The following is a 23,486-nucleotide window of genomic DNA, read 5'->3' on the forward strand; positions in this document are numbered from 1 at the left end:
TGGGAGCGGGCTTGCTCGCGAAGAGGTCCTGACAGGCACCTCAGGAAGCCAGGCTCTTCCTGAACCGCGCCAACGCCACCGCAAAGAACAGCAACCCGATCCCCGCCAGCGCCAGCAAGTCCGGCCACACCACATTCACACCCGCATCCCGGAACAGAATCGCCGCACTCAGGCTCACAAAGTGCGTCGACGGCGAGCCCTGCATCACCCATTGCAACCACTGCGGCATGCTGTCCAGCGGCGTGCTGCCGCCGGACAACAGCAGCATCGGGATAATCACCGGGATCGCCAGCAGGCCAAACTGCGGCGTCGAGCGGGCGAGGGTGGCGAGGAAGATGCCGAGGGCAGTACTGGCAAACAGGTACAGCGCCGTCACCAGCAAAAACAAAGTCAGCGACCCGGCCAGCGGCACGCCGAGCAAGCCTTTCACCACCACTTCCAGCGACAGCCAGGTGCACAGCACCACCACCAGCATGTTGCTCCAGATTTTCGCCAGCATGATTTCCAGCGCAGTCAGCGGCAGCACCAGCAAATGGTCGAGGGTGCCGTGTTCGCGCTCACGCAGCAGCGCGGTGCCGGTCAGCACGATGGCGAGGATGGTGATGTTGTTGACGATCTGGATCACCGCCAGAAACCAGCCGCCTTCCAGGTTGGTATTGAACAGCGCCCGGGTGGTCAGCAGCGCCGGCGCCTTTTGGGCGGCATCGGCCTGGTTGCCATAGGTCAGCAATTCCCGCTGGAAAATCCGCCCGATATACCCGGCACCCATGAATGCCTGGCTCATGGCCGTGGCATCGACGTTGACCTGCACCCCCGGCTGGCGCCCGGCCAACAGGTCGGCCTGGAAATTCGCCGGCACGTTGATCACGAAGGTGTACTGGCCGCTGTCCATCACCTTGTCCAGTTGGTCGTACGGCAACGGCACCGCCGCCTGGAATTCCGGCGGTTGCAGCGCTTCGGCCAGTTGCCGGGAAAGCGCGCTGTGGTCTTCATCCACAAAGGCCACGCTGGCGTTGTGCACGCCGATCACCGAGCCGGCGGCGGGCATATAGATGGCGACGGTAAAGGCGTAGAACAGGAACAGCAGCAACACGCTGTCGTGGCGCAGGCTGGTCAGTTCCTTGATGCCGAGGCGCAGGATATGGGCGAACTTGTGCATCTCAGGCCTCCTGCTTCTTGAGCATGATCAGGCTAAGCCCGGTGAACCCCAGGAAAAACCCGAACAGCGCCAGGCACTGTGGCCATAGCTGACGCAGGTCCAGGGCCTTGGTAAAGGTGCCCACTGCAATGTCGAGGAAGTAGCCCGCCGGGAACAACATGCCCATCAACGCGGCGGCGCCTTCCAGGGACGAGCGCGGCACGATCAGCCCGGAGAACTGGATGGTCGGCAGGCTGGTGATGATCATGGTGCCCAGGATCGCTGCGATCTGGGTGCGGGTGAACGCGGAAATCAGCAGGCCCATGCTGGTGGTGGCCAGCACATACAGCAGGCCGCCGAAAGCCAGGGTCACGCCGCTGCCCTTGAACGGCACGCCGAACAGCCAGCGGTTCATCGCCACCAGCAGGCCCAGGTTGATCAGGCTCACGGCCAGGTACGGCGCCTGCTTGCCCAACAGGAATTCCAGGCGGGTCAGGGGTGTGGCGTAGAAGTTGGTGATGGAGCCCAGTTCCTTCTCGCGCACGATCCCCAGGGCCGTGAGCATCGCCGGGATAAACGCGAGGATCAGCGCCATCACGCCGGGACCGATAGCGTTCACGCTGACCACGTCCTGGTTGTAGCGAAAGCGGGTTTCCAGTTTGGCGGCGGCTTGCTGATTCAATGGTGTGCTGTTCAGTTCGGCCAGTTGTTGGAGGTTGGCCTGGTGCACGGCCTCGACATAATTGCGGCTGGTTTCCGCACGGAACGGCATGCCGCCATCGAGCCAGGCGGCCACGGCGGGTTGGCGGCCGGCGTAGAGATCGCGGCCGAACCCTGGCGGAATCTCCAGCGCCAGTTTGATTTCCGAGCGTTGCAGGCGTTTGTGCAGTTCGTTGGAGTCAGTGATCGGCGGCTGTTCGGCGAAATAGCGCGAACTGCGAAAGGCCTCCAGATAGGCGCGGCTTTGCGGCGTCTGGTCCTGGTCGTAGACGGCGAAGGCGAGCTTCTCCACGTCCAGGGATATGCCGTAGCCGAAGATCACCATCATGAAAATCGCCCCCAACAGGGCGAAGGCCATGCGCACTTTGTCCCGCAGCAGTTCCTTGCCTTCGCGGCTGGCCACGGCCAACAGGCGGGCGACGCTGAACCCGTGTTTGCTGACGGGTGGGGCCATGGGTTCGCTGACGGTTTCGGAGGGCGCGGTGGCCGCTTCGGGCGCGCCTTGGGCCTGTTCGAGGCAGGTGACGAACGCCGCTTCCAGGGTTTCGCCGTGGAACTGCTGTTGCAGCGCGTCCGGCGTGTCGCAGGCCAGCACCTTGCCCGCGTGCATCAGCGAGATGCGGTCGCAGCGCTGGGCTTCGTTCATGAAGTGGGTGGACAGGAAGATCGTCACGCCCTGTTCCCGGGACAGTTCGATCAGCAGCCGCCAGAAGTCATCCCGCGCGGCCGGGTCGACGCCCGAGGTCGGCTCATCGAGGATCAGCACTTCCGGGCGGTGCAGCACCGCCACCGCCAGGGACAAGCGCTGGCGCAGGCCCAGCGGCAACTCGCCGGACGGCTGCTCGGCAACGTCGCCCAGGTCAAAACGCTTGATCAACTCGTCGATGCGCTGGCCGCTCTCGGCCTTGGGCAGGTCGAACAACTGCGCATGCAGCACCAGGTTCTGGCGCACGCTGAGTTCGCCGTACAGCGAGAAGCTTTGCGACATGAAACCCACGCGCTTGCGGGTGGCCAGGTCCTTGGCGTTGACCGGGTTGCCCAGCAGGGTGGCGGTGCCCTCGGTGGCGGGCATCAACCCGGTGAGGACTTTCATGGTGGTGGTCTTGCCGCAGCCGTTGGAGCCGAGGAAACCAAAGATCTCGCCCCGGCCAATGGCGAAGCTGACCTTGTTGACTGCCGTGAAGTCGCCGAAGCGCAGGGTCAGGTCGTGGGCTTCGATGGCGATGTCGGTGTTGTCGCTTTGCCGGGGCGGAATCACCAGCGGCTCGTTGTTATGGGCACTGTCGCCCTGGAAATGGGTGAAGGCTTCGTCCAGTTTGCCGCTGGGCGTCGCGGCGGCGAGTTCGCTGCTCAGGCCGTCGGCGATCAGCTTGCCGCGGTCGAGCATCAGGCAATGCTCGAACTGCTCGGCTTCTTCCATGTAGGCGGTGGCCACCAGCAGTGTGAGCTGCGGGCGTTCGCTGCGTACGGTTTCCACCAGTTCCCAGAAGCGCCGACGGGACAATGGGTCGACCCCGGTGGTGGGTTCGTCGAGGATCAACAGGTCCGGGTCGTGGATCAGCGCACAGCACAGGCCGAGCTTCTGCTTCATGCCGCCGGAGAGCTTGCCGGCGGGGCGCTCGGCGAAACGCGCGAGGTCGGTGGCCAGCAGCAGGTTGTGCATGCGCTGTTCGCAATCGGCTTTCGACAGGCCGAACAGCGTGGCGAAGAACCGGATGTTTTCGCTGATGGACAGCTCGGGGTACAGGTTGCCGCCCAGGCCCTGGGGCATAAAGGCGATGCGCGGGTACAGGCTGTTGCGGTGGCGGCGGTCTTCGATGGCGCCACCGAGTACTTCCAGTTCGCCCTGTTGAAGCTTTTTAACCCCGGCGATCAAACCCAGCAGGCTCGACTTGCCGGCGCCGTCCGGGCCGATCAGGCCGCAGCGTGTGCCGGCAGGCAGGCTGAAGGCGATGTCGATCAGCGCCTGTTGCTTGCCGTAGCGATGGTTGATCCCCGTGGCGTGCAGCGCCAGGCCGCTCATTGCAGGTTGGCCGGCCAGTCCAGGTCAGCGGTGCGCACATAGCCGGCGCCGGGCATGCCCGGTTTGGCTTGGGGCACGGCGCTTGGTTGGGTCAGCCGCAGCTTGACCCGGAACACCAGCTTCTGGCGTTCGTCGCGGGTTTCCACTTCCTTGGGGGTGAACTGCGACTTGGCGGCGACGAAGCTGATTTTCGCCGGCAGCGGTTGCTTCGGCAGGGCGTCGAGGACGATCCGCGCCTCACTGCCGACGGTCAGGGCGCCGGTTACCGAAGCGGGCAGATACAGGTTCATGTATTGGTCGTTGGGGTCGATCAGCAGCAACACGCGGCCACCCGCGCCGAGCACTTCGCCGGGTTCGGCCAGGCGTAGCTGGATGATGCCGTCGATAGGCGCCCGCAGGCTGCTGTCTTCGATTTCACTGGTGAGCTGGGCGACCTGAGCCTGGGCGGCGCCGATGGCGGCCTTTACCGAATTGACCTGGGCCTGGGCGGCGACCACGGCAGCGTTGCCGGTGTTTTGCCGGGCCTGCTGCTGGTCGATCAGCTGGCCGCTGGCGAAGCCGCGCTTGTACAGCTCCTGGGTGCGCTTGAGTTCCTGGCTGGCCAGCAGTTGTTCGCTCCGGCGCAGTTGCACATTGGCTTCGGCAGCAGCGAAATTCTCCCTGGCCCGCAGCACTTCGGCTTCGGCCTGGGCGCGCTGGGCTTCCAGGGTGCGGGTGTCCATGCGCGCCAGCAGTTGGCCCTTGAGCACCTTGTCGCCTTCGTCCACCCGCACTTCGGCGAGGCGACCGGGGATCTTGGCGGCGATCTGCACTTCAGTCGATTCCAGCCGGCCATTGCCCATGCTCAAGCCTTCGGGCAGGCGGTCCTGGGTGGATTGCCAATAGCCGAAGCCGCCGGCGGCCAGCAGCAAGACAATCAATGGAATGGCGAAAAGATGGGAGGTACGGTGGTTCGTCGACATGGGTGCATCCTGCGGCGTTAGCGTCCTAGTTTGACCGATCCTGCCCGGAGGCCCTTGATGCGGGTCAAATGAAGCGCCAGCCTAACCCGGTTGGCGCGCAGATGCATGCGCCATGGGCGTGACCGCAGGGTTCTGCTGTTTCAGCGCAGGCCGAGTACGGCGGCCCATTGCTCGGCGGTGACCGGCATCACCGAAAGGCGGCTGCCTTTTTGCACCAGGGGCAACTCGGCGAGGGCGGTTTGCTGTTTCAGATAGCCCAGCCCCAGGACCTTCGCAAAGGTCTCGACGTGGGCAACATTGATCGCGCTCCACGGGTTTTTTTCAGGGCTGGCCTTGGCGTCGAAATAATGACTGTCGGGCTCCAGCGCGGTCGGGTCCGGGTAGGCTGCCTCGACGATTTTACCGATGCCGGCAATCCCCGGTTCCGGGCAGCTGGAGTGGTAGAAGAAGAACTGGTCACCCACCGCCATCGCCCGCAGGAAGTTCCGCGCCTGGTAGTTGCGCACCCCGTCCCACCGGGCCTCGCCGAGCTTTTCCAGGCCCTTGATGGACAGTTCATCGGGCTCGGATTTCATCAGCCAATAGGCCATGTTTTCGCTCCTCAAAAGTCGATTGGGAAAGTTGTCCTGCAATTTTATGACAAACCGACAGTCGGTTGGCGTCAAGGTTTGCGTGTTGGTTCACGTTAACGCAGAATGCCGGGGTTTTGAGCTTGACGCAGCTGGCACGGACTACTAATGGAACGTTGCTGTCATCGTGTGCAAGATGCCTGAAGGGGGGCAATCGATGAAACGCAAACCGGATTTACTATGGATTTTGGTTATTTTGTTCGGCCTGGGCGTTGTGACCACCGGCTATGCGCAGAGCTTGTGGTCGAACAAGACTGACGCACCGATTGAACTCGCACAGCAACAGCCGCAACCGTTCAAACGCTGACCCGTCTTCAAGGCGCTGCTGATTCCAGTAGCGTCTCTGCTATATACCAATCCTTATCGGTGACTGTGCCCTCAAGCGGTACATCCCAGCTTGCCTGTGCCAATCGTTCGACCTTCTGGCATTCATGGGCCAGGCCCAACAGCGTCGGCTTGCGCCAGGATTTCCGGCGGGCCATGTAGGCCAGGCTGCGGTCATAAAACCCGCCGCCCATGCCCAACCGTCCGCCCACATCATCAAAGCCAACCAGTGGCAGCAGCACCAGGTCCAGCGCCCAGACCTTGCGTTGCCGGCCGGCATTTACCTGGGGCTCGAGGATGCGAAAACGGTTGGGCCTCAGCTTTTCGCCGGGGCGCACTCGCTGGAACACCATCTTGGTTCGCGGCCATGCACTGAGCACCGGCAGGTACGTCGCCTTGCCCCGGCGCTGTGCAGCGCGCAGCAGCAGGCGCGGATCGATTTCACCGTCCGTCGGTAGATATAAGGATAGGTGTTTGGCCCGGCGAAACAGCGGGTGCTGTGCCAGTTGCCGATACAGGCCCAGGGCGGCCTGGCGTTGCTCGCTTGGCGTCAGGGCGCGGCGGGCTTTGCGCAGCATGCGTCGAAGTTGCGGGCGGGAAAGCGGCGCAGGTTCGGTCATGGTTTTCGGCTCATAAAACAATGCCAGTCCTGGGACTGGCATTGGATTTGGGAATCAGGCTCCCCGACAGAACCGCTGTCGACTTAGCCCTTGAACCCGAAAGTTCAAGGTGGAAGAAACAGTAGGCTTTAAGGCTTTCCGTCTAGCGGACATGCACACCAGCCCAACGTGTAACTTCCAGGGTAGTGCGAATCGGCTCAGGGACATCGCCGACTGGCAAGCACGCCAGGGAGTGGGGCGAGTATACCCGAAACCGACGCCGCAATCAGCCCTTGGGTGGCTCTGGATCGGTAGAAAGTACCAGATCGACCCGCTCCAGCAGGTCGCGCACCTGCTCGCGCGTCGAGCCACTGGCCTGCACGTCAGGCCGTTCCTGCTTATGCAGCAGATCGTGGGTAATGTTCAGTGCGGCCATCACGGCGATGCGATCGGCGCCGATGACTTTGCCGCTGCTGCGGATTTCGCGCATCTTGCCGTCCAGGTAGCGGGCAGCGCTCACCAGGTTGCTGCGTTCTTCCTGGGGGCAGATGATCGAATATTCTTTGTCGAGAATCTGCACGGTGACGCTATTGCTTGAACTCATGAGTCTTGCTCCAGGGCCTTCAGGCGCGAAATCATCGATTCGACCTTACGCCGGGCGATTTCGTTTTTTTCAATGAGGTGAGCGCGTTCCTCGCGCCAGGTCTTTTCCTGAGCTAATAGGAGTCCGTTTTGGCTCTTAAGTTGCTCGACCCGGTTAATTAGCAGCTCGAGTCTGGCCATCAGCGCTTGCAGGTCGGTGTCTTCCATTGGGTTCCACTGGATTTTGTCTGATGAATGGCAACTGCTGGATAAACGATCTGACGCCCTCGATAGTCTTGGTACGTCTGCCGATGCTAGGATACAGCGCTTCATTCTAGACATTGCGCCGTCTGGCGCCTAGCTCACCATGCCCATTCAGAACTCCCCGTACGATGCTTTTTCCAAACTGCTGAGTTCCAGCGGTCATCCTTGCTCGCCTGCCGAACTGCACGGCGTGCTGCTGGGCCGCAGCTGCACCGGTGTCGGCTTTGATGCCGACAACTGGCTGGCCGACGTCGCCGAGCTGCTGGAAACCGAGCCTACCGAAAACGTGCGCAATGCGCTCATCGGCCTGCAAGAGATGGTTAAAGGCGAGCTGACCGGTGATGACGTCACCGTCGTCCTGCTGCTGCCTACCGATGACGCGCCGCTCACCGAGCGCGCCGCCGCGTTGGGCCAATGGTGCCAAGGCTTCCTCCACGGTTTCGGCGTGAACGCCGGCGGCCTCGACCTGAGCACCGATGCCCAGGAAGTGCTGCAGGACCTGGCCGCCATCTCTCAGGTGCAAGACGCCCTGGAAGAGTCCGAAGACGGCGAAAGCGACTACATGGAAGTCATGGAATACCTGCGCGTCGCGCCGCTGCTGCTGTTCACCGAGACCCGTAAATCGGCTGAGCCCGCTGCACCCAAGCCGTCGCTGCACTAAGAAAGGAAGCCCTTCTGCCCATGATCCATATCCCCAAAGCGGAATACACCCGGCGCCGCAAGGCGCTCATGGCGCAGATGGAACCCAACAGCATCGCCATCCTGCCGGCGGCCGCGGTAGCCATCCGCAACCGTGACGTCGAGCACGTCTACCGCCAGGACAGCGACTTCCAGTACTTGAGCGGCTTCCCCGAACCGGAAGCGGTGATTGTGCTGATGCCCGGCCGCCAGCACGGCGAGTACGTGCTGTTCTGCCGCGAACGCAATGCCGAGCGCGAACTGTGGGACGGCCTGCGAGCGGGCACCGAAGGCGCGATTCGCGATTTTGGCGCCGATGACGCCTTCCCGATTACCGATATCGACGACATCCTGCCCGGCCTGATCGAAGGCCGCGACCGGGTGTATTCGGCCATGGGCAGCAATGCCGAATTCGACCGGCACCTGATGGAGTGGATCAACGTGATCCGCTCTAAAGCGCACCTCGGCGCCCAGCCACCGAACGAATTTGTTGCCCTGGATCATCTGCTTCATGACATGCGCCTGTATAAATCGGCGGCAGAAGTGAAGGTGATGCGCGAGGCGGCACGGATTTCCTGCGCGGCCCATGTACGGGCGATGCAGGCCAGCCGCGCCGGGTTGCATGAGTTCAGCCTGGAAGCGGAGCTCGATTACGAGTTTCGCAAGGGCGGGGCGAAGATGCCGGCCTATGGTTCCATCGTCGCCTCGGGGCGCAACAGCTGCATCCTGCACTACCAGCAGAATGACGCGGTGCTCAAGGATGGCGATCTGGTGCTGATCGACGCCGGCTGCGAGATCGACTGCTACGCCAGCGACATCACCCGCACCTGGCCGGTGAGCGGCAAGTTTTCCGCCGAGCAGAAGGCGATTTATGAAATCGTGCTGGCTTCCCAGGAGGCCGCCTTTGCTGAAATCGCCCCGAACAAGCATTGGAACCAGGCCCACGAGGCGACGGTGCAAGTGATCACTGCCGGGCTGGTGAAGCTGGGATTGTTGCAGGGTGATGTCGACGAACTGATCGCCAGTGAAGCCTATAAAGCCTTCTACATGCACCGCGCCGGCCACTGGCTGGGGATGGATGTGCACGATGTCGGCGAATACAAGGTCGGCGGCGAGTGGCGGGTGCTGGAAGTCGGCATGGCACTGACCGTGGAGCCGGGGATTTACATCTCGCCGGACAACCAGAACGTGGCGAAGAAATGGCGTGGCATTGGCGTACGCATCGAGGACGACGTGGTGGTGACCAAGCAAGGCTGTGAAATTCTGACCGGTGGCGTGCCCAAGTCCGTCGCCGAGATCGAAGCATTGATGGCGAGCGCCCGATGAGCCGGGTCAACCTGGCGATTATCGGCGGCGGCCTGGTGGGTGCCAGCCTCGCATTGGCCTTGCAGGCCGGAGCCAAGGCCCGGGGCTGGAAGATCGTGCTGATCGAGCCGTTTGCCCCCGGCGACAGCTACCAGCCGAGCTATGACGCGCGTTCTTCAGCGCTGTCCTTTGGCGCGCGGCAGATCTATCAACGGTTGGGCGTGTGGCAGGAAATCTCTCGCCGCGCCGAGCCGATCAAACAGATTCATGTGTCGGACCGTGGCCGCTTCTCTACCGCGCGCCTGTCGGCCATGGAAGAGGGCGTGCCGGCGCTTGGCTACGTGGTGGAAAACGCCTGGCTGGGCCAATGCCTGTGGCAAGGGCTGGACAAGGACGTGGTCAGTTGGCGTTGCCCGGCGGAAGTTACGCGCATGGAGCCGCTTGCCGATGGCTACCGCCTGACCCTCAATGACGAAACCGTGCTGGAGTGCGACCTCGCGGTGCTGGCCGATGGCGGTCGCTCAGGTTTGCGCGAGCAACTGGGCATCGGCGTTAAAAAGCGGCCGTACAACCAGAGCGCCCTGATCGCCAACATCACCCCAAGCGAGGCCCACAACGGCGAGGCGTTCGAGCGGTTCACCGACGAAGGCCCGGTGGCCTTGCTGCCGTTGCCGGACAACCGCTGCGCGCTGGTCTGGACCCGCATCGGCATGGACGCCAAGCGCCTGGCCGAGCTGGACGAACGCAGCTTCCTGAGTGAACTGCAGGGCGTGTTCGGCTACCGCCTGGGCACCCTCAAGCAAGTCGGTGCGCGCCACCTGTACCCGCTGACGCTCGTGGAAGCGGAAGAACAAGTGCGCTCTCATCTGGCCGTACTTGGCAATGCCGCCCACAGCCTGCACCCGATTGCCGGTCAGGGCTTCAACCTGTCCCTGCGGGATGCCTACGCGTTGGCCGAGGCGCTGCTGGCCGGGCCGGTGATTCCGGGCGACCTGGCGACACTGCAGGCGTACCGCGAGCGTCAGCGCATGGACCAGAAGCTCACCGTCGGCTTCTCCGATCAGGTCACCCGCCTGTTTGGCAGTGCGCAACCGTTGGTCGCGCTGGGCCGCAACATGGGCTTGCTGGGCCTCGACTTGCTGCCGCCGGCCAAGCGCTGGTTCGCGCGCCAGGCCATGGGCCTGGGTACCCGTCCCGATGCGTGAGTGGCTGACCCGACGCCTGGGCAAGGCGCGGCTGTTGCGCTGGATCATGACTCTGTACCCGCCGTACCTCGGGGCCGGAGTTCGGGTGTTGCACATCGGCAGCGATTTCCGCGAGGTCAAGGTGCGCATGGGCCTGGGCTGGTACAACCGCAACTACGTCGGCACGCAGTTTGGCGGCAGCCTGTATTCGATGGTCGACCCGTTCTACATGCTGATGCTGATGGAGAACCTGGGCCGCGACTACATTGTCTGGGACAAGGCTGCCGCTATCGACTTTATCTCGCCGGGCAAAGGCCCGGTGTTCGCCGAATTTTCCATCGACCAGGCGTTGCTGGACGAGATTCGCCAGCACACCGCCAGCGGCGACAAGTATTTACCGCAGCTCAAGGTACAGATTCATGACGGCTCCGGCACCCTGGTGGCGCGGGTCGACAAAACCCTTTACGTGCGGCGCAAGCTGCAATCGAGACAGGCTTAAAGCATGGACATGCGCGCAGATGTGCTGATTGTCGGGGCCGGAATGGTCGGAAGCGCCCTGGCGCTGGCGTTGCAGGGCAGTGGCCTGCAGGTGCTGCTGCTCGACGGCAGCCCGCTGAGTGTCAAGCCGTTCGACCCTCATGCTGCGTTCGAACCGCGGGTGAGCGCCTTGTCGGCCGCCAGCCAGCGTATCCTCGAGCGCCTTGGCGTGTGGGACGGGATTGTCGAGCGACGTGCCAGCCCGTACGGCGAGATGCAGGTGTGGGACGGCAGCGGCACCGGGCAGATCCACTTCTCGGCGGCCAGCGTGCATGCCGAGGTGCTGGGGCATATCGTCGAAAACCGTGTGGTCCAGGACGCCTTGCTCGACCGCCTGCACGACTGCGACCTCGGCCTGCTGGCCAATGCGCGCCTGGAACAGATGCGCCGCTCCGGCGATGACTGGCTGCTGACCCTCGCCGATGGCCGCACCTTGCGCGCGCCACTGGTGGTCGCGGCGGACGGTGCCAACTCGGCAGTACGTCGCCTGACCGGCACTGCTACCCGTGAGTGGGATTATTTGCACAACGCCATCGTCACCAGTGTGCGCAGCAGCCAGGTGCATCAAAAGACGGCCTGGCAGCGTTTTACCGACAATGGCCCGCTGGCATTCCTGCCGCTGGTGCGGGACGGGCAGGAAGACTGGTGTTCGATCGTCTGGTCGACCACCCCGAGTGAGTCCGAGCGCTTGATGGCGCTGGACGATGAAAGCTTCTGCCGTGAACTGGAAAATGCCTTCGAAGGCCGCCTGGGCAGCGTGATAAGCGCCGATCCACGGCTGTGCGTGCCGTTGCGTCAGCGCCACGCCAAACGTTACGTGGCCGAAGGCCTGGCATTGATTGGCGACGCGGCCCACGTCATTCATCCGCTGGCGGGGCAGGGCGTGAACCTGGGCTTCCTCGATGCGGCGGTGCTCGCCGAGGTGCTGCTGGCGGCCAACGAGCGCGGCGAGCGCCTGGCGGATGTGAAGGTGCTCAGCCGTTACGAGCGTCGGCGCATGCCCCACAACCTGGCGCTGATGGCGGCGATGGAAGGCTTTGAGCGGTTGTTCCAGGCCGATCAACTGCCGTTGCGCTGGCTGCGTAATGCAGGGCTGAAGGTGGTTGAGCAGATGCCGGAGGCCAAGGCGTTGTTTGTGCGTCAGGCATTGGGTTTGACCGGGGATTTGCCGGCGCTGGCCAAGGCCTGAGGGTGCTGTGCAACATCTGGTAACGGCTCCGTTGAGCGTTACCAAATGTGAGTCTTTATCATTTGCGCTCTTTTTGCAAATGAGAGACCGCACCCATGCTGGCACCCAAGCGCCTCCTGACTGCCCTGGCACTCACTCTTATCGGCAGCACCACCGTGCAGGCGGCCGATGAGGTCGTGGTCTACTCCTCGCGCATCGACGAACTGATCAAGCCGGTGTTCGACGCCTACACCAAGAAGACCGGCGTGCAGGTGAAGTTCATCACCGACAAGGAAGCGCCGCTGATGCAGCGCATCAAGGCCGAAGGTGAAAACGCCACCGCCGACCTGCTGCTCACCGTCGACGCCGGCAACCTCTGGCAGGCCGAGCAGATGGGCATCCTGCAGCCGTTCACCTCTGCGGTGATCGACAAGAATATTCCCCTTCAATACCGTTCTTCGGCCCATGCCTGGACCGGCCTGAGCCTGCGAGCGCGGACCATCGCCTACTCCACCGATCGCGTGAAACCGGGCGACCTGACCACCTACGAAGCCCTGGCCGACAAGCAGTGGGAAGGCCGCCTGTGCCTGCGCACCGCGAAGAAGGTCTACAACCAGTCGCTGACCGCCACCCTGATCGAAACCCACGGCGCGGCCAAGACCGAAGAAATCGTCAAGGGCTGGGTCAACAACCTGTCCACCGACGTGTTCTCCGATGACATTGCCGTGCTGGAAGCGATCAACGCCGGGCAGTGTGACGTGGGCATCGTGAACACCTACTACTACGGCCGCCTGCACAAGCAGAAGCCGGACCTGGCGGTGAAGTTGTTCTGGCCGAACCAGGGCGACCGCGGGGTGCACGTCAACCTGTCGGGCATCGGCCTGACCAAGCATGCACCGCACCCGGAAGCAGCCAAGGCGCTGGTGGAGTGGATGACCACGCCGGAAGCGCAGAAGATCTTTGCGGATGTGAACCAGGAATTCCCGGCCAACCCGGCGGTGCCGCCGTCGGCGGAAGTGGCGACCTGGGGCAAGTTTGTAGCTGACACATTGCCGGTGGAAGTGGCGGGCAAGCGTCAGGCTGAGGCGATTCGCTTAATGGATCGCGCTGGCTGGAACTAGATACAATTTGCAAGGCGCCGCCGATCTAAATGTGGGGGCGGGCTTGTGTGGGAGCGGGCTTGCTCGCGAAGAGGGTGTATCAGTCACATATGCGTTGACTGACACGCCGCTTTCGCGAGCAAGCCCGCTCCCACGCAAGCCCGCTCCCACATTGGTTAGCGCTGGCTTCAAGCTATTCATTCTCTGAGAATTAACCTTTGGCCCATCCCGCCCAACGCCGCTGGTACCTGCCGGTCTTCACCGTCGCCGCCCTGGTGCTGCTGCCGTTGAGCGTGCTGTTGCTGTCGTGGCAGACCATCGACCACCAGATCTGGTCCCACCTGTGGGAAACCCAGATGCCACGCCTGCTGGGCAACACCTTGACCCTGGTGCTGGGCGTCGGTGTGGGCGTCACGCTGCTGGGCGTCAGCCTGGCCTGGCTGACCAGCCTCTGCGAATTCCCCGGCCGGCGCTGGCTGGACTGGGCGTTGATGCTGCCCTTCGCGATTCCCGCCTATGTGCTCGCCTTCGTCTTCGTCGGCCTGCTGGACTTCTCCGGCCCGGTGCAAACCCTGCTGCGCGAATGGTTTGGTACAGGCTTGCGCCTGCCGCGTGTGCGCTCGACCAGCGGTGTGATCATCGTGCTGGTGCTGGTGTTCTACCCCTATGTTTATCTGCTGGCACGCACCGCGTTCCTCGCCCAGGGCAAAGGCCTGATGGAAGCGGCGCGTGTCTTGGGGCAGTCGCCGTGGCAAGCGTTCTGGCGGGTGGCCCTGCCCATGGCGCGTCCCGCCATCGGTGCGGGCGTGGCCCTCGCGCTGATGGAAACCCTGGCGGATTTCGGTGCCGTCTCGGTGTTCAACTTCGACACCTTTACCACCGCCATCTACAAGACCTGGTACGGCTTTTTCAGCCTCTCCAGTGCCGCGCAACTGGCCAGCCTGTTGCTGTTGGTGGTGATGCTGGTGCTGTACGGCGAACGCCGTGCCCGGGGCGCCAGCCGGCCGAGCAACGAGCGACCTCGCGGCAAGGCGCTTTACCATCTGCGCGGGTTCAAGGCGGCGTTGGCCAGCGGTTGGTGCGGATTGGTGTTCGCCTGCGCGTTCGTGATCCCGATGCTGCAACTGGTGGCCTGGTTCTGGCAGCGTGGCCGTTTCGACCTGGACGAGCGCTACGCCGGTTTGATCGTCCATACCCTCTACCTGGGCGGTATGGCTGCCCTGATCACCGTCAGCGTGGCCCTGGTGCTGGCGTTCGCCCATCGCCTGGCGCCCACCCGCGCCATCCGCTCCGGCATCAGCCTGGCCAACGTGGGTTACGCGCTGCCGGGCTCGGTGCTGGCGGTGTCGATCATGTTGGCGTTCAGCTACCTGGATCGTGAACTGGTGATCCCGGTCTCCGGCTGGCTGGGGGGCGCCGGCAAACCGCTGTTACTGGGCAGTTTGTCGGCCTTGCTGCTGGCGTATCTGGTGCGCTTCATTGCGGTGGCCTACGGGCCGCTGGAAAACAGCCTGGCGCGAATCCGTCCATCCTTGCCGGAAGCCGCCCGCAGTCTTGGGGTCAGCGGGCCGCGACTGTTTTGCAAAGTGTATCTGCCACTTTTGCTGCCGGGCACCCTGAGCGCGGCGCTGCTGGTGTTTGTCGATGTGCTCAAGGAAATGCCGGCGACCCTGCTGATGCGCCCGTTCGGCTGGGACACGCTGGCGGTGCGGATTTTCGAGATGACCAGCGAAGGGGAGTGGGCGCGGGCTTCGCTGCCGGCCCTGACCCTGGTATTGGTGGGGCTGTTACCGGTCATCGGGTTGATCCGACGTTCGGCGCGACGAATCGGTTAGGTGCCAGTCCTACGGCTTGAGGCTACAATGCGCGGCATTCGGTGCGGTCGATCTTTCAGATCGGGTTGCTGAACGCGGCTACAGGCCTTGTATTTCAAGGCGTGTGGCCCGAACGGCGACCGTCCGCACCTTCGCCACGCCCGGAAGGAGAAACCCATGGGACAGCGCACGCCTCTGTATGACCTGCATCTCGCCCTTGGCGCGAAAATGGTCGATTTTGGCGGTTGGGATATGCCTTTGCACTACGGCTCGCAGGTTGAGGAGCACCATCAGGTGCGACGCGACTGCGGGGTGTTTGATGTATCCCATATGACCGTGATCGATATCACAGGCCCCCAGGCCAAGGAATGGCTCCAGCATTTGCTGGCCAATGATGTTGACCGATTGCACGGCTGCGGCCGCGCGTTATACAGCGCCATGCTCAACGAGCAGGGCGGCGTGGTGGACGACATGATCGTCTACCGTACCGAGGGCGGTTACCGGCTGGTGGTCAACGCCGCCACCCGTGACCAGGACATGGCCTGGATGCAGGCTCGGCTCGGCAGCTATCAGGCCCAGCTCCGCGAGCGGCCCGAATTGGCCATGCTCGCCATTCAAGGCCCCCATGCCCGGCAAAAGATCGCTGAACTGGTGACCCAGTCCCGCGCCACCCTGATCCATCAGCTCAAGCCCTTTGAAGGCCTGGCTGACGGCGACTGGTTTATCGCGCGCACCGGTTACACCGGCGAAGACGGTCTTGAAATTGTCCTGCCGGCCGATCAGGCCCCGGCGTTCTTCAACGACCTGGTAGGCGCAGGCATTTCGCCCATCGGCCTCGGCGCCCGCGACACGCTGCGCCTCGAGGCCGGCATGAACCTTTACGGTCAGGATATTCACCAGGACGTCTCGCCCCTGGCAGCCAACATGGCCTGGAGCATCGCCTGGGAGCCGGCCGAGCGCGATTTCATCGGTCGCGCCGCCCTGGAAGCCGAAAAGGCTGCGGGTGTGAAGTCCAAGCTGGTCGGCCTGGTGCTGGAAGAGCGCGGGGTTTTACGCGCTCACCAGGTGGTTCGTATCGCCAATGTTGGCGAAGGAGAGATCACCAGTGGTAGTTTCTCTCCTACGCTAAGCAAATCCATTGCCCTGGCGCGTGTGCCGTCGGCGACTGCTGACCGGGCCGAGGTGGAAATCCGCGGCAAGTGGTACCCGGTTCGGGTGGTCAAACCGACGTTCGTGCGCCATGGCAAAACATTGATCTAACTTTTCCGGCGGGCCAATGGCCGCTGACATTTTTCCTTGAGGACACAGACTATGAGCGATATCCCTGCCGACCTGCGTTTTGCCGAAAGTCACGAATGGGCCCGTCTGGAAGCTGACGGCACCGTGACCGTCGGGATCTCGGACCATGCCCAGGAAGCATTGGGGGATGTAGTGTTCGTTGAGTTGACCGAAGTCGGCAACGTGTTCAAGGCGGCTGACCAGGCCGGCGTGGTTGAATCGGTGAAAGCCGCTTCGGATATCTACTCGCCAATTGCTGGCGAAGTGATCGCGGTGAACGACGCCTTGAGCGGTGAGCCAGAGCTGTTGAACTCCGACCCTTACGGCGCCTGGATCTTCAAGCTCAAGCCAAGCAACCCGGATGAACTGAAAAAATTGCTGGACGCTGCCGGCTACAAGGCTGCCATCGGCGAGTGATCCCGCTGCGGGAGCCGGCAATCGGCTCCCGCAAAGGTTTTATCCGCGTTTCAATACTGCTTTTACCGCCGCTACCGAACGCTCTACGTCCGCCTTCGTCATCGCCGTGAACATCGGCAACGACACAATCAAACGCCCCACTTTTTCCGCTACCGGGAACATGCCTTCCTTGAATCCCTGTGCCTTGTACAAGCTCAGCAGGTGGATCGGCGGGTAGTGATAGCCAATGCCGACGCCATGGGCCTGCATCTGCTCCATGAACGTGGCGCGTGCGGGCAGGCCGTCCTGGCGCTCCGGCAGTACCAGCTGGAACAGGTGCCAGTTGCTGTTTTCGAGGTCTGCCGGTGGCAATTGCGCACCGTACTGCGCTTCAAAATCACTGCCGAAGCATTCGAAATAGTGCCGTGCCAGTTCCTGGCGATGGGCAGTGATCTTCTCGATATGGGCAAACTGGCCCAGGCCGATGGCGGCTGCGATGTCGGTCATGTTGAACTTGCCGCCCAACACATCCACGTCCAGGCCATCGAAGCCGGTGCGGGTCACGCCCTGCAGGCGATATTTTTCCGCCAGGCGCGCTTCTTCAGCGTTGTTCAATACCAGGCAGCCGCCTTCGGACGAGGTGATGTTCTTGTTCGCCTGGAAGCTGAACGATACGAAATCGCCGGTAGCGCCAATGCGTTGGCCATCCCAGCTGGAACCCAGGGCCTGGGCTGCATCTTCGACGATGCGCAGGTTGTACTTGTTGGCCAGCGCGTAGAGCAATGGCATGTCCAACGGCAGGCCCGCCAGGTATACCGGGATGATTGCCTTGGTGCGCGGTGTGATCGCGGCTTCCACCTGGGCCAGGTCGATATTGCGGGTCACCGGGTCGATGTCGGCGAACACCGGCGTGGCACCGACTTCCAGAATCACGTTGGCCGTGGCTACCCACGAAATCGGGGTGGTGATGACTTCGTCACCAGGCCCGATACCGGCGATGCGCAAGGCAATCTCCATGGTGCAGGTGCCCGAGTTGAAGGTACGCACCGGGCGCCCCCCAAAATATTCCGACAACTGCGCCTCGAACGCCTGCACTTTCGGCCCGCTGGTGATCCAGCCGGAGCGCAGTACGTCGCCTACCGCCGAGATGGTGGCTTCATCAATGGTGGGCTTGGAGAACGGCAGAAAGGGCAGTTGGCTCATGACGTTGAAGGCATCCGTTTCAGAAGGCGATGAGAAAAAAGCATATCAATGCCGGGCATGGTTGCACGGCTCGACTGAATATAGCCTGTCGTCTGTGAATGAATCGTCCCGCCTGAAACAAAAAATGCCGCCTCGGGAGCGGCATTTCAGCATCGGTGTCAGAAGGCAACGCGTGCCTCAAGAAACACGTTCTGCTCTTTGAGCTTGCCTTTGAGCTGTTCGTCCCGGGCGTTTATCCGATTGGCGAACGTGTTGTAGCCGGTCTCGATCCCGCCCATGTCCACGTAACGCCAGCCGGTACCCAGGGTCAGGGTTTCGCTGACCTTGGCATCCAGCCCCAGGCCAACGCTGTAGGCGAAGTTGTATTGGCGATTGCTGGCGAAACGGCGGGTGTCGTTGGTCTGGTAACCCTCGGCGTCAACCTGGGCCACGCCGACTCCCGCCATACCGTAGAACGACAGCCATTCATTCATCGGGATGTTTTTATAACCGTTGAGCATCAGGCGCTGGCTGTCGGTGCGCAGGCTGTTGACGTTGGCATTGAACGGTGCCCAATGGGATTTGAAGGTCGAGTGGCTGGGCATCGTGTATTCCCCCTCCAGGCGCCAGCCATCGGCAAAGGCATAGCCCACGGCGAATGAGCCGGTGAACGTCTTGCTGCTGTCGGGGGCTTCTACCCGGTGGGTTACGCGTGGGCTGGTCAGCAGTGAGCTTGAGAGATTCTGCCGGGCGCTGTTGAGCTTTGCCGACCCGTACCAGCTTTCTGCCTGGGCATAAGGCGTGGCAACCGCGGCGAGCAGCAGGGCGTAGGAGAGTTTTTGCATGGTCATCGATTCACTCAGTCTGAAGGGAATCGATAGCTTGTTGCCGGGCGCGCCTGCAACTCGACAGGACTTTTCCTGTTCAGATGCGGAATCGCCAGCGTCTGGCGTAGGAAATCAGGGCAAAAAAATGCCGCTCTCGAGGAACGGCATTTTTTATGCGGCGGTATTACTCGGAAGCAATGGCGTTTTTTGCCAGGATTGCGTTCGCCAGGTCCATATCCGTGGCCTTGAGGCCAGGGTTATCGGCGCGGACTTTCTGCATCGCAGCTTCCAGGTATGGGCCACGGATGTTGCCGTCACTGGCGACGAAGCTACCGGCGTCGTCCTGGGCGGCGACTACCATTTTGTGGTCCTTGAAGGTCAGGTACGTCGAGCCGGTCGTGGCACCCGATGAGATGACATTACGCCAGAAGCTGTCGGCCATGGCTGAACCGACAGGAAGGGAAAGCACAGCGAGGGTTGCGACAGCATATTTTAGACGCATGATGGGTGACTCCGACTGGGTTATCTGAACAGTTTGATTGTAGATAGCCCAGCCGAGTTCCATGGATGACTAAACAGTTTCAACCTGCAAAATCACGCCTTCCTGACCAATGACACGTACGTGTGCCCCAGCCGGCGCGTCCGGCCCGGATGCCATCCACACACCGTCACCCACCTTGATCTTGCCACGGCCCTCGACGATGGCCTGATGCACCACAAAGGTGCGACCGATCAACTCGGAGCCGCGCATGTTCAGCCCCGGCTGGTCGCTGACCTTGGCGCTGCTGCGCTGGCGTCGCCACCAGTACACCGCCGTGAGGATCGACAGCACTGCGAACAGCAGCAGTTGCCACTCCAGCCCCAGGCTCGGCACCAGGAACTTGATCACGCCCACGGCTGCCGCGGCGATGCCCATCCACAGCAGATAACCACCGGCACCGAACACTTCAAGGATCAACAGCACCGTGCCCAGTGCCAGCCAGTCCCAAAACGACAGGTGCTGCAGGAATTCCCACATGGTGCGTGCCTCAGGCTTTCTTGTTGTCGAAGGTTGCCTTGACGATTTCGCCGATGCCGCCGACTGCGCCAATCACCTGGCTGGCTTCCAGCGGCATCAGGATCACCTTGCTGTTGTTGGCCGAGGCCAGCTTGCCCAGTGCGTCGATGTATTTCTGGGCGACGAAGTAGTTGATGGCCTGCACGTTACCGGTGGCGATGGCTTCCGATACCACTTGAGTGGCGCGGGCTTCGGCCTCGGCCTGACGTTCGCGGGCTTCGGATTCCAGGAAGGCGGCCTGACGACCACCTTCGGCCTCCAGGATCTGCGCCTGCTTCTTGCCTTCGGCGGTCAGGATCGCGGAGGCTCGCAGGCCTTCGGCCTCGAGGATCTGCGCACGCTTGATCCGCTCGGCCTTCATCTGGCCGGACATGGCGGCCATCAGGTCGGCAGGCGGGCTGATGTCCTTGATCTCGATCCGGGTGATCTTGATGCCCCACGGTGCGGTGGCTTCGTCGACGGTGCGCAGCAGTTTTTCGTTGATGCCGTCACGCTGGCTGAGCATCGCATCCAGCTCCATGGAGCCGAGCACGGTACGGATGTTGGTTTGCAACAGGTTGCGGATGGCGTGTTCGAGGTTGTTCACCTCGTAGGCAGCCTGGGCGGTATTGACCACCTGGAAGAAGCACACGGCGTCGATCTGCACCGTGGCGTTGTCAGCGGTGATGACTTCCTGGGGTGGGATATCCAGCACGCTTTCCATCACGTTGATCTTGCGACCGATGCGGTCCATGACCGGAATGATGATGTTCAGGCCGGGCTTGAGGGTGTTGGTGTAGCGGCCGAAGCGCTCGACTGTCCACTGGTAACCCTGCGGGACCACCTTGAAACCCATGAAAAGGATGGCGACGGCCAAGCCTACAAAAAGAAGCAGTACGGTTCCGATCTGCATAACGATTCCTTGTCTGGTGACGGTGAAGCGAGGTTTTTCCGATTGTAACGGTGTTGTCACGGATAAGGACGGATTACCGCGCCATCGATCAAAGGATTTGTTTCTGAATCCCCAGGCGTCACTCGCAGTACCTCTTCAAGTGTTGTCAGTCCTGCCATTACCTTGCGCATACCGGCGGACCGCAAGCTGCACATTCCCTGGTCAAGGGCCGCCAGACGCAGGGCCTGGAGGTCGGTGCCCGGGCTGACCAGGGCCTTGAGGCGATCGTTCATCAGCATGATCTCGTAGACCCCGGCTCGACCCCGATAGCCACTTTCCCGGCACTCGCCGCAACCCACTGCCTGATGGACCTGCCCGGCTTGCCGCTTGCAGTGCGGGCACAACAGCCTGACCAGGCGCTGGGCCATCACCCCCAGCAGCGTGGCATTGATCAGGTAATGGGGAATGCCCAGTTCCAGCAAGCGGCTGATGGCGCCGGGCGCATCGTTGGTGTGCAACGTCGACAGCACCAGATGCCCGGTCAGGGCGGCCTGGATCGCCATTTCTGCGGTTTCCAGGTCGCGAATCTCGCCGATCATGATGATGTCCGGGTCCTGGCGCATCAGGGCGCGGATGCCGCTGGCGAAGGTCAGGTCGATGTTGTGCTGCACCTGCATCTGGTTGAAGGCCGGCTCCACCATCTCGATCGGGTCTTCGACGGTGCACAGGTTGACCTCGCGAGTGGCCAATTGCTTGAGCGTGGTGTACAGCGTGCTGGTCTTGCCGGAACCGGTAGGGCCGGTGACCAGGATGATGCCGTTGGCCTGGCCGGTCATGGATTGCCAGCGTTGCAGATCGTCGCTGGAAAGTCCCAGTTGCTGGAAATCCTTGTGCAGCACCTGCGGGTCAAAAATTCGCATCACCAGCTTTTCGCCGAAGGCTATGGGCAAGGTCGACAGGCGCAGCTCCACTTCCCCGCCCGTGGGGCTTTTGGTCTTCACCCGGCCGTCCTGGGGTTTGCGTTTTTCCGCCACGTTCATCCGGCCCAGGCTTTTCAGGCGGCTGACCACCGCCATCGTCACCTGGGATGGGAATTGATAGACGTCATGCAGCAGCCCGTCGATGCGAAAACGCACGCGCCCCTGATCGCGTCCGGGTTCGATATGGATATCACTGGCCCGCTGGCCAAAGGCGTACTGCAACAGCCAGTCGACGATGTTGACGATGTGCGCGTCGTTGGCGTCGGGCTCCTGGTCGCTGGCGCCGAGATTGAGCAGTTGTTCGATATTCGGCGCGCCGGAGGTTTTTTGATCAATGGCGCCGCTGACCGATTTCGCCAGTCGGTAAAACTCCACGGTGCAGCGCTGGATCTTCTGGGGATTGGCCAGCACCCGCTTGATGGAGCGCTTCAACACCTGAGCCAGGCCGGCTTCCCAACTGCACACGTAAGGCTGGGCACTGGCGACGGTAACGCTGTGGGCGTCGACCGCAACGGCCAGGATCTTGTGGCGCTGGGCAAAGGCATAGGACATCAGCGGCACCACCGCCGCGACGTCGATTTTCAACGGGTCGATACGCAGGTAGGGCTGGCCGCAGTGGCGGGCGAGCCATTCGGTCAGCATTTCCAGAGACGGCCCCTGGCTGGCAATGCATTCCAGGGGATGCAGCCCACTGTTCGCCGGTAGAGCCAGGTCGGCGGGCACCAGGCCCTGGTCGATCAGGGCAGGCAACAACTGATGGATTTCCAGCCAGCGATCCTGCGGATTTGGCGCAACGGACATGGTGACGTTCCTGGGCAACGATTAGGCGTAGTCCTCAGGCTAGTCACGCTTTGCGCTTCGGCCTCCGGGGTTTATTGCAGGCTTTTACTGAGCGGCCGCCTGAACCGCCAGAGGCCGCGCAGCATCTGCCGGGCGCAGCTCCAGCGAGCACACACTGATCAGGTTACGAAGTTTTTCGCCGATCACCTGGGCCCGGTGCCAGCTCAGGCCATCCATCACGATATCGATCGCCAGCAGGTCGTCTTCACGCTGCACGCTCACCTGACGTGGCACCAGGAACTGCAGGGCAAAATAGTTGAGCACCCGGCACAACACGTCGGGTTCAGCCTCGGCGAGGATTTGATAGTGCGCCTGGCAGTGGGCATTGCTGACGGCCCAGGCGTCAACGCGTTGGGCGGGATGGGAGGCTTCGACGACGTGCATGATGATTCTCCGGATTCGACTGGAGAAATTTTTGCATTCGTCGCCGGAGATTTCTTATCTAAAACAGCCTGTATTGGCTTATAAGAGAATCATGTAATTCTTTAAATCATGATTAATGGGTATTTTTATGCACGCTGAATTGGACGTGTACGACCGGCGCATTCTCGCGCTGTTGCAGGAAGACGCTTCGCTCTCCAGCGCGCAGATCGCCGAACAGGTCGGCCTGTCGCAGTCGCCGTGCTGGCGCCGGATTCAGCGGCTGAAAGAGGAGGGTGTGATTCGCGGCCAGGTCACCCTGCTGGATCGCAAGAAAATCGGCCTTAATACGCAGATTTTTGCCGAGGTGAAACTCAACGCCCACGGCCGTTCCAACTTCACTGAATTCACCGAGGCGATTCGCGGTTTTCCGCAAGTGCTGGAATGTTATGTGCTGATGGGGGCGGTGGACTTTTTACTGCGGATCGTCACGTCGGACATCGAGGCGTATGAGCGGTTTTTCTTTGAGAAGCTGTCGATGGTGCCGGGGATTCAGGAGGTCAACTCGATAGTGGCCTTGTCGGAGATCAAGTCCACCACGAGTTTGCCGGTGTTGCGCTGATAGTTGCCATGGCCTGACTTTAGTGGCGAGGGAGCAAGCTCCCTCG

Annotated in this window: 25 protein-coding genes and 1 other RNA gene; 11 read left to right on the forward strand and 15 right to left on the reverse strand. The window is 62.1% G+C overall.

Annotated features, from left to right (window positions below; translation table 11 throughout):
* Positions 1-40: 40 nt before the first annotated feature.
* The 4 genes from HX814_RS08640 to HX814_RS08655 form a co-directional block, all read right to left on the reverse strand.
* Positions 41-1,159 (reverse strand): ABC transporter permease, encoded by a 1,119-nt coding sequence (locus HX814_RS08640; RefSeq protein WP_003213965.1) that lies wholly within the window; start codon positions 1,157-1,159, stop codon positions 41-43.
* Position 1,160: 1 nt separating this feature from the next.
* Positions 1,161-3,881 carry a ribosome-associated ATPase/putative transporter RbbA gene (rbbA, locus tag HX814_RS08645; RefSeq protein WP_177009074.1) on the reverse strand — a complete coding sequence of 907 codons (2,721 nt, stop codon included), beginning with the start codon at positions 3,879-3,881 and terminating at the stop codon, positions 1,161-1,163.
* Entirely contained in the window at positions 3,878-4,843 is a 966-nt protein-coding gene (locus HX814_RS08650; protein WP_003213963.1) for an HlyD family secretion protein, read from the reverse strand. The genes rbbA and HX814_RS08650 overlap by 4 nt, the downstream gene beginning before the upstream one ends.
* A gap of 140 nt (positions 4,844-4,983) precedes the next feature.
* On the reverse strand, positions 4,984-5,433 hold the full coding sequence (locus HX814_RS08655) for an EVE domain-containing protein (protein WP_003213961.1): 450 nt from the start codon (positions 5,431-5,433) through the stop codon (positions 4,984-4,986).
* A 196-nt stretch (positions 5,434-5,629) separates the two neighbouring features.
* On the opposite strand from HX814_RS08655, the gene HX814_RS08660 reads away from it, so the two are divergent.
* On the forward strand, positions 5,630-5,779 hold the full coding sequence (locus HX814_RS08660) for a hypothetical protein (RefSeq protein ID WP_003213959.1): 150 nt from the start codon (positions 5,630-5,632) through the stop codon (positions 5,777-5,779).
* 7 nt (positions 5,780-5,786) lie between these two features.
* On the opposite strand, the gene HX814_RS08665 is transcribed toward HX814_RS08660, so the two are convergent.
* From HX814_RS08665 to HX814_RS08680, 4 genes are all read right to left on the reverse strand, one after another.
* On the reverse strand, positions 5,787-6,416 hold the full coding sequence (locus HX814_RS08665) for a 5-formyltetrahydrofolate cyclo-ligase (protein ID WP_087693301.1): 630 nt from the start codon (positions 6,414-6,416) through the stop codon (positions 5,787-5,789).
* A 56-nt stretch (positions 6,417-6,472) separates the two neighbouring features.
* A non-coding RNA gene (gene ssrS, locus HX814_RS08670) (6S RNA) lies at positions 6,473-6,651 on the reverse strand.
* Between the two features lie 30 nt (positions 6,652-6,681).
* The gene (locus HX814_RS08675; RefSeq protein WP_003213956.1) at positions 6,682-6,999 is read right to left on the reverse strand and encodes a cell division protein ZapA; all 318 of its coding nucleotides are present in this window, start codon (positions 6,997-6,999) and stop codon (positions 6,682-6,684) included.
* Complete coding sequence (locus HX814_RS08680) at positions 6,996-7,205, reverse strand: TIGR02449 family protein (protein ID WP_003213954.1); 210 nt, start codon at positions 7,203-7,205, stop codon at positions 6,996-6,998. The genes HX814_RS08675 and HX814_RS08680 overlap by 4 nt, the downstream gene beginning before the upstream one ends.
* 139 nt (positions 7,206-7,344) lie before the next feature.
* Between HX814_RS08680 and HX814_RS08685 the strand changes: the two genes are divergently transcribed.
* The 9 genes from HX814_RS08685 to gcvH all read left to right on the forward strand — a co-directional run bounded on the left by HX814_RS08685 (position 7,345) and on the right by gcvH (position 16,722).
* Positions 7,345-7,902: a YecA family protein gene (locus tag HX814_RS08685; protein WP_003213952.1), complete on the forward strand. Its 558-nt coding sequence runs from the start codon at positions 7,345-7,347 to the stop codon at positions 7,900-7,902.
* 20 nt (positions 7,903-7,922) lie between these two features.
* Positions 7,923-9,245 carry a Xaa-Pro aminopeptidase gene (gene pepP / locus HX814_RS08690; protein ID WP_102370134.1) on the forward strand — a complete coding sequence of 441 codons (1,323 nt, stop codon included), beginning with the start codon at positions 7,923-7,925 and terminating at the stop codon, positions 9,243-9,245.
* Positions 9,242-10,429, forward strand: coding sequence for a 2-octaprenyl-6-methoxyphenyl hydroxylase (gene ubiH / locus HX814_RS08695; protein ID WP_177015410.1), 1,188 nt, complete (start codon positions 9,242-9,244; stop codon positions 10,427-10,429). Before pepP ends, ubiH begins: the two co-directional genes overlap by 4 nt.
* Entirely contained in the window at positions 10,422-10,907 is a 486-nt protein-coding gene (locus HX814_RS08700; protein WP_003213946.1) for a DUF4442 domain-containing protein, read from the forward strand. The genes ubiH and HX814_RS08700 overlap by 8 nt, the downstream gene beginning before the upstream one ends.
* A 9-nt stretch (positions 10,908-10,916) precedes the next feature.
* On the forward strand, positions 10,917-12,134 hold the full coding sequence (locus HX814_RS08705) for a 2-octaprenyl-3-methyl-6-methoxy-1,4-benzoquinol hydroxylase (protein ID WP_177009124.1): 1,218 nt from the start codon (positions 10,917-10,919) through the stop codon (positions 12,132-12,134).
* 95 nt (positions 12,135-12,229) lie between these two features.
* Positions 12,230-13,234, forward strand: coding sequence for an extracellular solute-binding protein (locus HX814_RS08710; RefSeq protein ID WP_008438892.1), 1,005 nt, complete (start codon positions 12,230-12,232; stop codon positions 13,232-13,234).
* A gap of 197 nt (positions 13,235-13,431) precedes the next feature.
* A complete protein-coding gene (locus tag HX814_RS08715; protein WP_003213940.1) occupies positions 13,432-15,048 on the forward strand; it encodes an iron ABC transporter permease in 1,617 nt (538 codons plus the stop codon).
* A gap of 156 nt (positions 15,049-15,204) precedes the next feature.
* On the forward strand, positions 15,205-16,287 hold the full coding sequence (gene gcvT, locus HX814_RS08720; RefSeq protein ID WP_003213938.1) for a glycine cleavage system aminomethyltransferase GcvT: 1,083 nt from the start codon (positions 15,205-15,207) through the stop codon (positions 16,285-16,287).
* A 51-nt stretch (positions 16,288-16,338) separates the two neighbouring features.
* Positions 16,339-16,722, forward strand: a complete 384-nt coding sequence (gene gcvH / locus HX814_RS08725) for a glycine cleavage system protein GcvH (RefSeq protein WP_087693282.1) — start codon at positions 16,339-16,341, stop codon at positions 16,720-16,722.
* Between the two features lie 39 nt (positions 16,723-16,761).
* Here gcvH and HX814_RS08730 read toward each other — a convergent pair whose 3' ends face one another.
* The 7 genes from HX814_RS08730 to HX814_RS08760 all read right to left on the reverse strand — a co-directional run bounded on the left by HX814_RS08730 (position 16,762) and on the right by HX814_RS08760 (position 22,842).
* Positions 16,762-17,904, reverse strand: coding sequence for a DegT/DnrJ/EryC1/StrS aminotransferase family protein (locus tag HX814_RS08730; RefSeq protein WP_177009076.1), 1,143 nt, complete (start codon positions 17,902-17,904; stop codon positions 16,762-16,764).
* Positions 17,905-18,062: 158 nt separating this feature from the next.
* Positions 18,063-18,734, reverse strand: a complete 672-nt coding sequence (locus tag HX814_RS08735) for an outer membrane protein (protein WP_087693280.1) — start codon at positions 18,732-18,734, stop codon at positions 18,063-18,065.
* A 160-nt stretch (positions 18,735-18,894) separates the two neighbouring features.
* Positions 18,895-19,212 (reverse strand): DUF2388 domain-containing protein, encoded by a 318-nt coding sequence (locus tag HX814_RS08740; RefSeq protein WP_008438896.1) that lies wholly within the window; start codon positions 19,210-19,212, stop codon positions 18,895-18,897.
* Positions 19,213-19,281: 69 nt separating this feature from the next.
* Positions 19,282-19,728: an NfeD family protein gene (locus HX814_RS08745; protein ID WP_008438897.1), complete on the reverse strand. Its 447-nt coding sequence runs from the start codon at positions 19,726-19,728 to the stop codon at positions 19,282-19,284.
* Between the two features lie 10 nt (positions 19,729-19,738).
* Positions 19,739-20,659: an SPFH domain-containing protein gene (locus tag HX814_RS08750; RefSeq protein ID WP_003213925.1), complete on the reverse strand. Its 921-nt coding sequence runs from the start codon at positions 20,657-20,659 to the stop codon at positions 19,739-19,741.
* Positions 20,660-20,715: 56 nt separating this feature from the next.
* Positions 20,716-22,419, reverse strand: a complete 1,704-nt coding sequence (locus HX814_RS08755) for a GspE/PulE family protein (protein WP_177009077.1) — start codon at positions 22,417-22,419, stop codon at positions 20,716-20,718.
* Between the two features lie 84 nt (positions 22,420-22,503).
* Positions 22,504-22,842, reverse strand: coding sequence for a hypothetical protein (locus HX814_RS08760; RefSeq protein ID WP_102604088.1), 339 nt, complete (start codon positions 22,840-22,842; stop codon positions 22,504-22,506).
* A gap of 127 nt (positions 22,843-22,969) precedes the next feature.
* Here HX814_RS08760 and HX814_RS08765 point away from each other — a divergent pair, with 127 nt between their 5' ends.
* Positions 22,970-23,440 carry an Lrp/AsnC family transcriptional regulator gene (locus tag HX814_RS08765; RefSeq protein WP_003213920.1) on the forward strand — a complete coding sequence of 157 codons (471 nt, stop codon included), beginning with the start codon at positions 22,970-22,972 and terminating at the stop codon, positions 23,438-23,440.
* Positions 23,441-23,486: the final 46 nt, after the last annotated feature.

This window comes from Pseudomonas sp. C8002 (genome assembly GCF_013385765.1).
Classification (GTDB): domain Bacteria; phylum Pseudomonadota; class Gammaproteobacteria; order Pseudomonadales; family Pseudomonadaceae; genus Aquipseudomonas.

Coding starts and splice junctions, on each gene's coding strand:
- HX814_RS08640 (WP_003213965.1), bottom strand. CDS start 1,159: ATGCACAAGTTCGCCCATATCCTGCGCCTCGGCATCAAGGAACTGACC.
- rbbA (WP_177009074.1), bottom strand. CDS start 3,881: ATGAGCGGCCTGGCGCTGCACGCCACGGGGATCAACCATCGCTACGGC.
- HX814_RS08650 (WP_003213963.1), bottom strand. CDS start 4,843: ATGTCGACGAACCACCGTACCTCCCATCTTTTCGCCATTCCATTGATT.
- HX814_RS08655 (WP_003213961.1), bottom strand. CDS start 5,433: ATGGCCTATTGGCTGATGAAATCCGAGCCCGATGAACTGTCCATCAAG.
- HX814_RS08660 (WP_003213959.1), top strand. CDS start 5,630: ATGAAACGCAAACCGGATTTACTATGGATTTTGGTTATTTTGTTCGGC.
- HX814_RS08665 (WP_087693301.1), bottom strand. CDS start 6,416: ATGACCGAACCTGCGCCGCTTTCCCGCCCGCAACTTCGACGCATGCTG.
- HX814_RS08675 (WP_003213956.1), bottom strand. CDS start 6,999: ATGAGTTCAAGCAATAGCGTCACCGTGCAGATTCTCGACAAAGAATAT.
- HX814_RS08680 (WP_003213954.1), bottom strand. CDS start 7,205: ATGGAAGACACCGACCTGCAAGCGCTGATGGCCAGACTCGAGCTGCTA.
- HX814_RS08685 (WP_003213952.1), top strand. CDS start 7,345: ATGCCCATTCAGAACTCCCCGTACGATGCTTTTTCCAAACTGCTGAGT.
- pepP (WP_102370134.1), top strand. CDS start 7,923: ATGATCCATATCCCCAAAGCGGAATACACCCGGCGCCGCAAGGCGCTC.
- ubiH (WP_177015410.1), top strand. CDS start 9,242: ATGAGCCGGGTCAACCTGGCGATTATCGGCGGCGGCCTGGTGGGTGCC.
- HX814_RS08700 (WP_003213946.1), top strand. CDS start 10,422: ATGCGTGAGTGGCTGACCCGACGCCTGGGCAAGGCGCGGCTGTTGCGC.
- HX814_RS08705 (WP_177009124.1), top strand. CDS start 10,917: ATGCGCGCAGATGTGCTGATTGTCGGGGCCGGAATGGTCGGAAGCGCC.
- HX814_RS08710 (WP_008438892.1), top strand. CDS start 12,230: ATGCTGGCACCCAAGCGCCTCCTGACTGCCCTGGCACTCACTCTTATC.
- gcvT (WP_003213938.1), top strand. CDS start 15,205: ATGGGACAGCGCACGCCTCTGTATGACCTGCATCTCGCCCTTGGCGCG.
- gcvH (WP_087693282.1), top strand. CDS start 16,339: ATGAGCGATATCCCTGCCGACCTGCGTTTTGCCGAAAGTCACGAATGG.
- HX814_RS08730 (WP_177009076.1), bottom strand. CDS start 17,904: ATGAGCCAACTGCCCTTTCTGCCGTTCTCCAAGCCCACCATTGATGAA.
- HX814_RS08735 (WP_087693280.1), bottom strand. CDS start 18,734: ATGACCATGCAAAAACTCTCCTACGCCCTGCTGCTCGCCGCGGTTGCC.
- HX814_RS08740 (WP_008438896.1), bottom strand. CDS start 19,212: ATGCGTCTAAAATATGCTGTCGCAACCCTCGCTGTGCTTTCCCTTCCT.
- HX814_RS08745 (WP_008438897.1), bottom strand. CDS start 19,728: ATGTGGGAATTCCTGCAGCACCTGTCGTTTTGGGACTGGCTGGCACTG.
- HX814_RS08750 (WP_003213925.1), bottom strand. CDS start 20,659: ATGCAGATCGGAACCGTACTGCTTCTTTTTGTAGGCTTGGCCGTCGCC.
- HX814_RS08755 (WP_177009077.1), bottom strand. CDS start 22,419: ATGTCCGTTGCGCCAAATCCGCAGGATCGCTGGCTGGAAATCCATCAG.
- HX814_RS08760 (WP_102604088.1), bottom strand. CDS start 22,842: ATGCACGTCGTCGAAGCCTCCCATCCCGCCCAACGCGTTGACGCCTGG.
- HX814_RS08765 (WP_003213920.1), top strand. CDS start 22,970: ATGCACGCTGAATTGGACGTGTACGACCGGCGCATTCTCGCGCTGTTG.